Source organism: Lewinella cohaerens DSM 23179 (assembly GCF_000379805.1).
In the GTDB taxonomy this organism is placed as follows: domain Bacteria; phylum Bacteroidota; class Bacteroidia; order Chitinophagales; family Saprospiraceae; genus Lewinella; species Lewinella cohaerens.
The window spans coordinates 209,620-221,939 of sequence record NZ_KB903532.1 but is presented as its reverse complement, the minus strand read 5'-3'; the positions used below and the strand labels follow the sequence as shown (position 1 = coordinate 221,939).

The following is a 12,320-nucleotide window of genomic DNA, read 5'->3' as shown; positions in this document are numbered from 1 at the left end:
TTTATTTTCTGCGCAATAACAGGACATGCTTAAAAACTCAACGCCTCAACAAATAGCACTTTTTGTGGCCTTCCTGATTACAGCAGGGGGGAGCACTTGTTTTGTACTTACACTACTAGCGGTAGGAGCCTTTGATATACAACTCATTTGGCTGATTTTTCCATTGGCCTTATTCGGTATTTCCTACGCAGTAACCATCTACTTTCTTAAGAATTATATCTACAGGAAAATTAAGTTGATCTATAAAACGATCCACAGACAAAAGGTGTCGTCATCAGACAAAAGTCATTCGGTAGATGTTCAGACCAATATACTTGAGGATGTAGAAAAGGAAGTTAGCGACTGGGCGATGTTGCAAGAAGCAGAGATCGCAAAGTACAAATCATGGGCAGAATACCGGCGTAAGTTTATTGGAGATATCTCCCACGAGTTGAAAACACCCATTTTTAATATCCAAGGCTACCTCCATACTTTACTGGATGGTGGAATGGAGGACGAGACGATCAACCTCAAGTTTCTCCAGAAAGCCGCTAAAAATGTAGAACGCCTCTATACCATTGTCGAGGACCTGAGTGCAATTTCCCGCCTTGAAACAGGGGAGTTGATTTTGGAAATGCAGGTCTTTGATATCCGTGAGCTAGCGATGGAGGTAATAGATGAGCTTGAGTTCAAAGCCAGAGAAAATGAGTTGTTTTTGGAACTCAAAAGTGGTGCTGACCAAAGTTTTAAAGTACGTGCAGATCGGGAAAGTATCCGACAGGTGCTGGTAAACTTAGTAGATAACAGTATCAAATACGGCAAGGATAAGGGAAGTACAAAGTTGGGCTTCTATGACATGGATAAATATATCCTCGTAGAAGTTGCAGACAACGGTATTGGTATCCCCAAAGAGCATCTGCCACACGTTTTCGATCGTTTCTACCGAGTCGACAAAAGCCGCTCGCGCTTGCGTGGAGGTTCTGGTTTGGGGCTAGCCATCGTCAAGCATATCATGGAAGCTCATAAGCAAACGATCAATGTGAGAAGTACAGCAGAGCTAGGTTCTACCTTCGGGTTTACCTTGGAAAAAGCATAAGCTGAAAAGGACTAAAACAACCGCTTTCGCTGGAAATACCACGCTACCAGTAAGCTCAGGACTACTGATGAACCGATAATGAAAACGCTGGTATAGCTACTGTCCTGCGCTGGCAGCGGTACGTTCATACCATAGAAACTGGCAATCAGCGTCGGAACCATCAATATAATGGTGATAAGCGTAAGGCGACGAATTGTAAGGTTCAGGTTGTTAGAGATAATGCTGCCGTAAGCATCCATCGTGCCGTTGAGGATATTGGTGTAAACATTGGCCATTTCCAAAGCCTGACTATTGTCAATGATGATATCCTCGAAAAGATCGTTTTTGTCTTCGTTATTTCTGATTTGGAGAAAATCCGTACGCTTCATTTTCATCTTCAACAGTTCGTTAGCACTGAGGGAATTCATGAAGTAAACCAGTGATTTTTCGATACTCAATAACTCTACCAACTGCTTGTTTTGGCTGGAATCATAAAGCTCTTTCTCGATCATGTTTCGCCGCAGGTTCAACTTCTTCAGGCAAGTCAAGAATCGGAATACATTTTGCTCCATGATCTGTAAAACGAAGGCCGATTCATCACTAGGATTGAAATGCTTGATCTTGTTGTCAAGAAATAACTGCAAAACCGGATTTTCAAAAGAAGTAATAGTAAGGAGGTAATCCGGAATAAGGATAATACCTACCGGTACGGTAATGTAAACGGCGTCGTTGTCTTCTTTTACGCCGTTTAGCACAGGCGTATTCAATACAATAAGCCGTACATCTTCTTCGCGCTCATAGCGAGAACGTTCGTCAATATCCAGCGAGTCGGTAAGGAAGTCAAGAGGGAAATCAAATAAAATCGCCACCTCTTCGAGTTCCTCGTGGGTAAACGGAGGTTCGATGTTTACCCAGCAACCTGGTTTCGGTTCATCGAGCTCACGTAAGCGGCCATCTTCTTTGATTAAATAACGGATCATAAGGCTTTTTTCAGCAGGTGTAAATCTACAATAAAAATAGGCGGCTCCCTAATTTTCCTTTTGCAACTGCTCTGCAAAATAAGCGTAGTTAGGCAAGTCTGCCGGCCCTGCTGGGCCCCAGTGAGTCGTATGGCCTTGCTGGATACGCCAATAATCAGCAATGAGGTCTGCCTGTTGTTCTGGGTTGAAATCTTCGAGGTGGGCTTGTTGCCTGGCCCAGTTGGCGACGCGTGGAGCACCGCCGTAGTTGTAACCCTCCTCACTGAATTGAGCCTGTAAGGCACGAGGAATATAAACACTGCCCCAGTGCTGAAACTGCCAAACGTGTACCATCTCATGAATGAGTAGCCCCGGCGCCATACGGCCCCAGGCATTGATCGTATAGAAACTGACGTAGCAAATTTTCCATTGCGGTGGGCCCAGGTAAGCGCGTTCATCAATCCGTACCCGGTCATAATCCAGGCTTTCGCCGAAAATAGGGTAGAGTAATACACGCTCTGCATCCAAAAGGGGGCGACTTCGCCACTTGATAAAATCCTGCAAGGTTTCGTACAATTCGGGAATAGCCAATAGGTCAAGCAGATAATGGAAAACCTCTATCCACCAGTTTATATCTGACCAGCAAAAGTGTAGAATGTGTTTCCCCAGGCGCTTGCCCCGCAGTGGCAACCAGCGGATAGCGTGCTGTAGTCGAAGGTAAGCGGCGGATAATTTAGTACGAAGCATGAATGAAAAGCTGAGGCTGTTTAGAAATTTGCACCTGATTGATTATAGCAAAATGTATCTACTTGAGAAGCACTTGAAAAAACCTCTGCGTCTCTGCGCCTCCGCGCGATACAAACTATTTTGGCGACTAGTCGATATTTAAAACCTTGTGGGTCTGCAAACTCATCCGCCATTGAGGATGTTGGAGGCAGTAATTCACGGTAGCCTGGATGTTAGCCGCCTGTTCAGGCGAATCCATCGGCTGGAGGAAGAAATGCGTAAAAGAAAGGTCTTGAAATAGCTCGGGTTCCGCCCCTGGCTGGGGATAAACAAGCTTGAGTTCATGCCCTTCGGTGAGTACAATGTCAGCACCAGCTTTAGGGCTTACACAAATCCAGTCCAAGCCTGCTGGTGCAGGCTTGGTGCCGTTGGTTTCTACGGCTACCTCAAAGCCACTCTCGTGCAATGCTTCAATCAATGGTTCATCGAGTTGTAGCAGCGGTTCTCCTCCTGTGCATACTACGTAAGGCTTGCCTCCTCCAGGCCATAGGCTAGCTATTTTTTCAGACAGCTCAGTAGCAGAATATCGCCCGCCGTTTTTGCCGTCCGTTCCCCAGAAGTCGGTATCACAAAACTGGCAAATGGCCTTGTGGCGATCTTCCTCGCGGCCACTCCATAAGTTGCAGCCCGTAAAGCGACAAAAAACTGCCGGACGACCCGTTTGCGCACCTTCACCCTGTAGGGTATAGTATATCTCTTTGATCTTGTACAATTCCATTCCGCAAAGGTAGTTATTTATAAAATCGTAACCTTATTTTGTGCGAAGGACAAAAGGATTGACAGCAAGATGAAATCACCACTATTAGACAAGATTGCCGTACCCACGCTCTTACTGGATGCTGACCGCTGTCGGGCTAATATCCAAGAAATGAGCGATAAAGCCGCCCGATCCGGCACGTTCTTTCGGCCCCATTTTAAGACGCACCAGTCTTTGGCGATTGGGCAATGGTTCAAAGAAGTTGGCGTCACAGCAATCACGGTCTCTTCGTTACAGATGGCGGAATACTTTGCCTCAGAATGGGATGATGTGACAGTAGCCTTTCCCGTTAATATCTTGGAAATAGATCGAATCAATAGCCTTGCCAAAAAGATTAAATTGAATATTTTAGTCGAGCATGCCGAGAGTTTGTCTTTCCTGAACGAGCATTTAACCGCATCAGTGGGCTATTTTATCAAGATAGATGTTGGCTACGGACGGACAGGTCTTCCTCCCCAGGCCCATCAGCGAATGGAGGAATTGTTGACTTTTGCTTCTGCGGGAAACCTCAGGTTCAAAGGATTTTTAGCCCATGCAGGGCATACCTACAGCTGCCGGTCAGAAGCCGCGATTTTAGCGATTCATTCGCAGAGTTGTGCGACGATGATTGTTTTGAAAGAAAATTATCTGTCTAGGTTTCCTGAATTAGTTATCTCCTTGGGAGATACGCCCAGTTGTAGTGTTGCCGAAGATTTTGCCGGTATTGATGAAATTCGCCCAGGCAACTTTGTTTTTTACGACCTCACGCAGGCTCGAATTGGCTCCAATACTACAGATCAGATAGCTGTAGCAATGGCTTGCCCTGTAGTCGCTCGACATCCGGAGCGCAACGAGTTGGTGGTCTATGGCGGTGGGGTACACCTCTCAAAAGATCGAATAGACGGAGAACCAGAAGGAACCGTATTTGGAAGAATAGTTCGATCAACGGAAAAAGGCTGGGGCGGTCTCATTGAAGGGATGTACCTGCGCAGCCTTTCGCAGGAACACGGCATTGTTAAAGGTCCTTCTGCTGAAATTGAACAGTACCAGATTGGCGATATTGTTTTGGTGTTGTCTGTACATTCGTGTATGGCGGCCAATGCGATGAAGCAGTACTTGACCCTGGAGGGGCAATGGATAAAACGACTCTAATAAACAGACCGAATGCCTGGCTGCTTTACTCTGTACTTTTCTTACCTTTGCTAGCTTTCTGGAAACAGTGAGTATCATTGTTGCGTTTAGATAAATATTGACGAACAGCACCAGAAGACCCCAAAGCAAATTTTATGCAATTTATATACCCGACATTTTTATGGGCGCTACTGGCTTTAGCGATTCCCATCATTATCCACCTGTTCTATTTTCGACGCTTTAAGCGGGTACTTTTCACGAATGTTAAGTTCCTCAAAGAAGTAAAGGAAGAGACCAGTATGCGATCGCGTTTGCGCAATTTGCTGGTGCTGGCACTGCGCCTATTGGCCTTGGCCTTTTTGGTGTTTGCCTTTGCACAACCTTTTATTCCGCAAAACCAAGAGGTTAAAACAGGGGCCAAGTCGGTAAGTGTATTTGTTGATAATTCCTTTAGTATGAGTGCGCTCAGCCAGGATGTGCCGCTGTTGGAGAAAGCAAAGCAACGGGCCCGTGATGTGGTGAGAGCTTTTAATGTAGAGGACCGTTTCCAGATTCTGAGCAACGATTTTGCGGGCCGCAACCAACGATTGGTAGGGCAGGAAGAAGCCTTGGCACTCATTGATGAAATTACCATTGGCCCTGCTGTACGTAATTTATCGACGGTAACAGCGCGCCAGCAGCAAGCGTTAAATACCGGACAGGCCGACAACCAGGCCATCTACCTGATCTCTGATTTTCAAAGAAATATAACCGACCTGGAAGATTGGCAGGACAGTACTGTAGACCTGACCTTGGTGCCACTACAGACCGTACAGGAGCGTAATGTCGGTTTGGACTCAGCGTGGTTTGAAGCACCTGTGCCATTGTTAAACCAAAACAACCGACTCCTGGTAAGAATCAAAAATTACAGCGACGAAGACTTGGATAATGTCCGGCTTAGTGTGCGCTACAATGGCCAGGAAAAACCAGAAGGGGTACTTAGTATTCCGGCACGTAGTACCCTCGTAGATTCTGTAAATATTAATGTAAATCAGCCTGGTTGGCAAGATGTAACGCTGAGCATTACGGATTACCCAGTGCAGTTTGATGACCAGTATCACCTTAGCTTTCGGGTAGCAGAAAAGATCAAAGTACTTGTACTCGCGCCGGGTACAAATAATCGTTTTTTACGAGCAGCACTGGAAGGTCTCGGCATTTTTGCAGCCGATTTTCGTTCTAGTCAGGCGATTGACTACAGCAGCTTGAGTACCTACCAGATGATTATCATGGAAGGCCTACCAAGCATCTCCAGCGGCTTGTCCAATGAGCTACAGGCTTACGCCCAACAAGGAGGGAATCTATTAGTTGTCCCGGCACGTAATGCCGACTTGGGCAGCTACCGAAGCTTCCTGACGCCTTTTCCGGCCAATGAACTCCGCGAATTTGATGAAACGCCTCGCACAGTGGGTACGATCAATACCGAAGAGTTTATCTTCAATGATGTCTTCGAGAATCGTTCAGCGAGTTTACGCCTGCCTACTACCCAGGGCAACTTCCCGCTTACCAGCTACGGAGGCCGCCAAGAGGAAGCATTGATGAGCTACCGTGATGGATCTACCTATTTGGCGAAGTATCGCTCAGGGTTAGGCCACCTCTATCTACTGGCAAGCCCCATCGACGAAGGTGCCAATGATTTGGTACAGAATGCCGAAATCTTTGTGCCCATGCTCTACAAGATGGCCATCTCAGCGGGTACAGCTCGACCACTGGCCTACACCATCGGTGAAGATGAAGTTGTAGAGACTATCCATCAGGTAAATGCTGGAGAGTTGGTGTATAAACTCCGAGGCAGTGGAGAAGAGTTTATACCGGAGCAAAGAATTGTAGGCGCTAAAGTCTTTTTAGGCATTGACGAGCAACTCTCAGAGGCTGGTTTTTACGAGTTGTTTCTGAACGAAGAGAATCCGCTTGATCACTTTGCGTTCAATTATAGCCGCCAGGAATCAGCCCTGGATTACTACAACGCTGATGACCTGCAAGCTCAGGTGGGCGACCGGGTAGACCTCATTAATACAGCCGATGACAATGCTATCGCGACCGAAATCGAAGAACGCAGCCAAGGGATTGTCCTTTGGCGTTGGTGCTTGATATTGGCCCTTATTTGGCTGGCGCTTGAAGTCCTGGTACTAAGATTTTGGAAAGTCTGATAAGGAAGTAATTACTACACTACGTATTGCGCAGAAAACAAAATGCGATTCTCTTTAGGTTTTTCAAATAGTTAAAACACTTGAAATGAATCGTTTATTTAACTATTATGAAAAACAGAATCGCATTTTATTTTCGTGCTGTTCCTATGCAACGTAAAACCTACTTGTTTCTGGTGTTAATGCTTACGCTACTGCTCTTGTGGTGGCGTTTCCCTGACTTTTTCTCCACTCAAACGAATCAGCGCTTTATTGAGCCTTGGGGCGATGGCTACAAGGCCTATCATGCCATCTTTTTTCACATTGAACACGATTCTACCCTTTCCCATTACAATGGAATGAACTACCCCTATGGCGAGCACGTCGTGCCAGGGGCTTGTCAGCCATTTTTTTCCAACGGCATAAAAGTATTAGCTGGGATGGGTATCAACTTGATCCCTTACGAGCGCGGCCTACTCCATAGTTTTTTAATACTGGGCTTGGTACTTTGCGCCCTCTTCTTGTACCTGCTCTTTGTTCGACTTAAGTTGCCGCCTTGGTACAGTTTACTCCTGGCGATAGGTATTACCTTTCTGGCGCCTCAAGTAGATCGGATGGTTTCTCATTATGGTTTGGCGCATCCGGAATTACTACCGATGGTCTTTTACTTTTTACTGCGCTGGCACGAAAAACAGGATTGGAAATGGAGCTTGGGTTTGGGAGTGGTCGTTCTGGCCTACTCGCTCATCCACTTTTATTATTTCGCTATCCTCACCTTTGCGATCGTCGGGTGGGTAGGGGTACGCTGGTTGTTACAGCGCGATTGGAAAGCAACGCCTGCTTATCTGGGGCACGGACTATTGATGCTGGGTTGGCCGCTGATGTTTTTCTATGGATGGATGCTCTATCCCGACCCAATAACAGATCGTAACCCGGTGCCTTGGGGCTTTTTTCATTATCGGAGCAGGCTCACAGGCGTATTCACAGATATGTCGCAGCCGCATTGGCAATTTATTGACCGGCACCTTACCCACGTCAATGTGCCGGATATGGAGGCGAAGGCGTATATAGGTTTAGTGGCGGCCTTCTTTCTGCTCTTCTTTATCATCAAAAGCCTAAAGCAGAAACTTCGTACTTGGCCATTAGCCACCACTGTTTCCCATGAGTATTTTCTGAAATATTTGCTGATCAGCGGTATTCTTATTCTCGTTTTTGCCAGTGGGATACCGTTTATTTTCCCTTACGGGGAAAAACTACTCAAATATACCGGACCGATCCAGCAGTTTAGGTCGATTGGCCGCTTTGCCTGGATTTTCTTTTATGCAGCCAATATTTGCACGTTTTATTACCTCTACCAGTGGTCACAAGCAGCCCGAAAATCAAGTGTGAAATGGACTCTGCTGCTCTTGCCACTGGGTATCCTATTATTTGAAAGTTATCATTACAATTGGGCCAAGCCGATTGAGTTAGATGAGGTAGAAAACTGGGAAGAAGGCGAGTACTTCACAGACCGCCCGATAGACTATGAACGCTACCAAGCCTGTGTACCCATTCCGTACTTTAATATTGGTTCAGGAAACTTTTGGTGGGAACCAACGGGCTGGATCAGCCAAAAACCGCATACGCTGAGTATGCAGACTGGTTTGCCGCTTACTTCGGCTATGCTGACGAGAACATCACTTAGTCAAACGCTGAATCAGCTGCAACTGGTAACAGAACCTTATCGGATACCGAAAATTTTTGAAGATCTGCCCAATGATAAACCACTCTTGCTCTTCTGGGACAATGTGCGTGTTCACGAGCACGGCGAGAAGTTTTTACACTTGAACCAGGAAACGACCTTGCTTTATGCTAACGATTGGCTACACCTCTATGAATTGCCATTAGAGAGTTTTGCAAAGCGTATCGAAAATAAAATCCAGGAGGTAAAAGCTGCGTTGGATACCATGCCTATTTATGACAATGACTGGCAAAGCAATGACTCCCTCGCACAATGGTATTACGATGATTTTAAGAATACACCAGCTGATGGATCCTATTTTGGAGCCGCAGAATTTGCTGGCGAAATGGGTTACTGGAACCGCCTGCTAGACACCACGTGGGTGACGGACTATACAGGCGATCTGACCATCTCTTTCTGGCAGTACCTCAATAGTGATCGCTCTGCGCGGACAACAATTACCTGGACAGAGTACGATGCCCAAACCGGTGCCGAACTTTTTAAACAAGAGCGAATCAGCAGACAGAATATTCAAGTGATGGATGATCAAGGCTGGGGGCTGATCGAGTTTTCCCTACCCCGCCAGCAAGTCAACAGCAGGGTCGAATTGATTATTACCAACAAGGATAAAAAGACCGGCCCCTTACGTATTGACGAGCTCCTGATTAGGCCTACAGCCGCAAATGTGGGACGACAGTCTGCAGGTGGATGGTGGTACAATAATCGCTGGTATCCTAAATCGCTGCTAGAGTAGCCGACCATCTGAGAAGCACAAGCCGGAATAGCAAATTTTACAGATTATTGAACCATATAAGGAATATAAGGTCATTTAAGTAGTTTTAAAAGAGGTTCTTATATGTTCTTATATGTTCTTATGTGAACTTATATGGTTCAAATTCTTCCCCATGTTCGTCGTAGGTTGCACCTACGTCATTGTAACCGCCGTGGCATCTAAATCCTTATGTGCCCTTATATGCCTTATATGCCTTATGTGGTTCAAATTCCCCCCTTACCGCTGCCCCGCCAACCATCGCTGATACGCGGCCTTCCCTTGTGCAAAACCAGCTGCGGTGGAGTAGAAGTGGTGAGAGCCATCATTGGCATCTACATTGAGTACATAAAAAAGATAGTCGGTCTGTGCTGGTTTGAGCGCCGCTTCAAAAGCAGATTTGCTGGCCGAGCTGATAGGCCCAGGGGGCAAGCCGTATACTTTGCGTGTATTATAGGGGTGGTCTACTTCTACATCACTTTTGTGAATGATACCATCCCAGCGGCCGAGTAGTTTGGCGATATAAACATTGGTAGCGTCAATGCCCAGCGGGATACCCTGTTCCAGACGATTGTAAATAACGGAAGCTACCAGTGGTCGTTCAGTATCTACTTTCGATTCGTTTTCAATAAGGCTTGCAATGATGATAATTTCTCGCTTGGTTCTTCCTATGCTTTGAGCCAACCCATCCCATTCTGGTTGCCAAATGGTTTTAAACTGTTGGACCATTTTGGTAATGACGGCCTTGGGGTGGGTACCTAGTTCAAATTGGTAGGTTGTAGGGTAAAGATAGCCTTCCATGTTTTTTGCCTTAGGGTCAATTTCTTTAATGAGGCTAACATCGTCCATCATGGCAAAGACGTCCTTTTCGCTTACAGGTGGTTCTACCGGAAACTGAGCGGCTACGCGCTTTGCAATCTCAAAGCGGGTCCAACCTTCAGGGATCGTAAGCGTTTTTGTACGTTTTTTTCCGTCTTTTAGTAGATCGAGTACCTCCAATGGGCTAATCGGAGAGGGGAATAAGTAATCACCAGCTTCCAACTTAGCGTCTGGCTTAAAGAATCGTAGATAAATTTTGGTAGCGGTAGCTTCTTGTATTACGCCATATCCCTCCAATACACTTATGATACGACTGGAAGCGGAACCTTGCTCAATGGCGATATATTCTGTTGCGTTTTCATGCGTTACAGCTGTGTGTAAAGCCTTGTTTAACCAATAGGCGAATCCCCCGGCAGCGAGGGCTGCCAACAAGAAAAAAACGATAAGTATACGGCCGAATTTCATTTTGCATCCTTTTTTGGACCCCAAAGGTTAATAAAATCCTGAAAGTTTGGAGGCCATTGAGTTATATTCCTAAAAAAGCAGCTTCAACCGTAAACGATCAAAGCTGCTTTTTTCTTGCGGGGATGGAGGTTTTTTGGAAATGCTCCAAACACTTCAGTCGGAATAGTATATACTAGATTAAATGTCCGTACTAAGCGTAGCTTGGGCTTCAGCCCGAGCGTAATATCCACGCTCGGGCTGAAGCCCAAGCTACGTTTAACTAGTATAATAGGTAATGGAATCTGAGTTCATCTAAATCCCTATACCTTATACTCAGTACCTAATACCGTTATTACTTTTCATTACCACTCTCATAGTATTCTTCCTCGGTCACCAAGTTAATGGTTGTTCCTTGTTTCAGTTCTCTGGCGACAGCTGCATAAGGACCGGTAACCACCTGTACACCGGCAGTCAGGCCCTTTTTGATCTGAATAAACTCGTCATCCTGTAAACCGGTCTTAACCTCTACCATCTGTACGGAATCCCCCTCGATTAAAAAGACGACTTCCAGAAGATCGTCTTGTGAAGGATCATCAGTTTTGTCCTCATCTTCTCTTTCTCGAGTAGTTACGGCTTGGATTGGAACTGTAATTACGCCCTCGTCACGCCGGGTGTAAATATCCACAGAAGCAGACATGCCGGGGCGGAAAGGGTAAGGCTTTGTAGGAGAGATCAAATCAGCATAAGAAGAAGGATCGATACGGATACGAACTTCAAAATTAGTAACCTGATCGCTGGTGAGGTTGTTTTCAGCGAGAGCGGCCGTCGTTGAGGAGCTTGCCACCTGATAAACCGTACCTTTAAATTTACGATCTACATAGGCATCAACTTCTACATCAACGGTATTGCCGACGCTTACGCGGGGAATATCATTTTCACTCACCTCCACCCTTACTTCCATAGCGTCCAGGTTGGCGATACGCATCATTTCTGTACCCGTCATTTGAATGGTACCTACTACGCGTTCTCCTTGTTCAACGTTTAGCATCGAAACTACACCATCAACAGGAGCGTAGATGGTTGTTCTGCGTAAGCTGGTACGTAATTCCTCCAGTGTTGCCTCAGAGCTTTTTACATTAAACCCGGCAGCAGTTGCAGCTTCTTCCGAAGAACGCTGATTGGCTTTAGCAGACGCCAAATTGGCCTCTAGTGACCGTAAGTTGGATAACGAAGCCTGAAAATCTGCTTCTGAAACCACTCCTTCTTTGTATAAACCTTCGTTACGGGTGTGGATCTCACGTGCATTTTGAAGCTGAGCCTCGATCTGTGCAACCTGGGCTTTAGACGCCTCAATTTGAGAACGAGAATTTGCCTGACTAGCCTTGGCGCTGTTTACCGTAGCTACGCCACGCTGTACCTGTGACTGGTAAGTGTCGGGGTCAATTTTTGCCAATAGCTGGCCCGCAGTAACCGAATCACCTTCTTCAACGAGAAGTTCTACGATTTCTCCGGATACATCAGAACTGATCTTGACTTCTGTTTGAGGGAAGATCTTACCACTGGCTGAAACCGTTTCCTGAATGGTTCGGGTAGTGGCTTCTTCTGTAAATACTTTGGTACCTTCTGGTTCACGATTAGCAAACGTTAAGGCACTGACGGCAATAATAGCAGCAACCAGTAGGCCTATATAAAGCCAGCGGCGATTCTTCTTAGGAGGAGTGGACATGGATAGTTTTTTAA

Annotated in this window: 9 protein-coding genes; 4 read left to right on the top strand and 5 right to left on the bottom strand. The window is 46.1% G+C overall.

Annotated elements, in window-relative coordinates; genetic code table 11:
- Positions 1–25: 25 nt before the first annotated feature.
- Positions 26–1,075 (top strand): sensor histidine kinase, encoded by a 1,050-nt coding sequence (locus tag A3EU_RS0103060; RefSeq protein ID WP_020534649.1) that lies wholly within the window; start codon positions 26–28, stop codon positions 1,073–1,075.
- Between the two features lie 11 nt (positions 1,076–1,086).
- Here A3EU_RS0103060 and A3EU_RS0103055 read toward each other — a convergent pair whose 3' ends face one another.
- The 3 genes from A3EU_RS0103055 to queE all read right to left on the bottom strand — a co-directional run bounded on the left by A3EU_RS0103055 (position 1,087) and on the right by queE (position 3,517).
- Complete coding sequence (locus A3EU_RS0103055; RefSeq protein ID WP_020534648.1) at positions 1,087–2,034, bottom strand: magnesium transporter CorA family protein; 948 nt, start codon at positions 2,032–2,034, stop codon at positions 1,087–1,089.
- Between the two features lie 48 nt (positions 2,035–2,082).
- Positions 2,083–2,760, bottom strand: coding sequence for a hypothetical protein (locus tag A3EU_RS32445; RefSeq protein WP_020534647.1), 678 nt, complete (start codon positions 2,758–2,760; stop codon positions 2,083–2,085).
- A 127-nt stretch (positions 2,761–2,887) separates the two neighbouring features.
- Positions 2,888–3,517, bottom strand: coding sequence for a 7-carboxy-7-deazaguanine synthase (gene queE, locus A3EU_RS0103045; RefSeq protein WP_020534646.1), 630 nt, complete (start codon positions 3,515–3,517; stop codon positions 2,888–2,890).
- Positions 3,518–3,586: 69 nt separating this feature from the next.
- Between queE and A3EU_RS0103040 the strand changes: the two genes are divergently transcribed.
- From A3EU_RS0103040 to A3EU_RS0103030, 3 genes are all read left to right on the top strand, one after another.
- Positions 3,587–4,687 (top strand): alanine racemase, encoded by a 1,101-nt coding sequence (locus A3EU_RS0103040; RefSeq protein ID WP_020534645.1) that lies wholly within the window; start codon positions 3,587–3,589, stop codon positions 4,685–4,687.
- Between the two features lie 134 nt (positions 4,688–4,821).
- Positions 4,822–6,852, top strand: coding sequence for a BatA domain-containing protein (locus A3EU_RS0103035; protein WP_020534644.1), 2,031 nt, complete (start codon positions 4,822–4,824; stop codon positions 6,850–6,852).
- A 107-nt stretch (positions 6,853–6,959) separates the two neighbouring features.
- A complete protein-coding gene (locus tag A3EU_RS0103030) occupies positions 6,960–9,302 on the top strand; it encodes a DUF6311 domain-containing protein (protein WP_020534643.1) in 2,343 nt (780 codons plus the stop codon).
- Positions 9,303–9,557: 255 nt separating this feature from the next.
- Here the strand turns inward: A3EU_RS0103030 and mltG are convergent, their stop codons facing one another.
- A complete protein-coding gene (gene mltG / locus A3EU_RS0103025) occupies positions 9,558–10,601 on the bottom strand; it encodes an endolytic transglycosylase MltG (RefSeq protein ID WP_020534642.1) in 1,044 nt (347 codons plus the stop codon).
- A gap of 331 nt (positions 10,602–10,932) precedes the next feature.
- On the bottom strand, positions 10,933–12,306 hold the full coding sequence (locus tag A3EU_RS0103020; RefSeq protein WP_020534641.1) for an HlyD family secretion protein: 1,374 nt from the start codon (positions 12,304–12,306) through the stop codon (positions 10,933–10,935).
- Positions 12,307–12,320 lie beyond the last annotated feature (14 nt).

Bases quoted from the DNA above. Each gene is read 5' to 3' on its own strand.
- A3EU_RS0103040 (WP_020534645.1), top strand. From the start codon at position 3,587: ATGAAATCACCACTATTAGACAAGATTGCCGTACCCACGCTCTTACTG.
- A3EU_RS0103035 (WP_020534644.1), top strand. From the start codon at position 4,822: ATGCAATTTATATACCCGACATTTTTATGGGCGCTACTGGCTTTAGCG.
- A3EU_RS32445 (WP_020534647.1), bottom strand. From the start codon at position 2,760: ATGCTTCGTACTAAATTATCCGCCGCTTACCTTCGACTACAGCACGCT.
- A3EU_RS0103030 (WP_020534643.1), top strand. From the start codon at position 6,960: ATGAAAAACAGAATCGCATTTTATTTTCGTGCTGTTCCTATGCAACGT.
- queE (WP_020534646.1), bottom strand. From the start codon at position 3,517: ATGGAATTGTACAAGATCAAAGAGATATACTATACCCTACAGGGTGAA.
- A3EU_RS0103020 (WP_020534641.1), bottom strand. From the start codon at position 12,306: ATGTCCACTCCTCCTAAGAAGAATCGCCGCTGGCTTTATATAGGCCTA.
- mltG (WP_020534642.1), bottom strand. From the start codon at position 10,601: ATGAAATTCGGCCGTATACTTATCGTTTTTTTCTTGTTGGCAGCCCTC.
- A3EU_RS0103060 (WP_020534649.1), top strand. From the start codon at position 26: ATGCTTAAAAACTCAACGCCTCAACAAATAGCACTTTTTGTGGCCTTC.
- A3EU_RS0103055 (WP_020534648.1), bottom strand. From the start codon at position 2,034: ATGATCCGTTATTTAATCAAAGAAGATGGCCGCTTACGTGAGCTCGAT.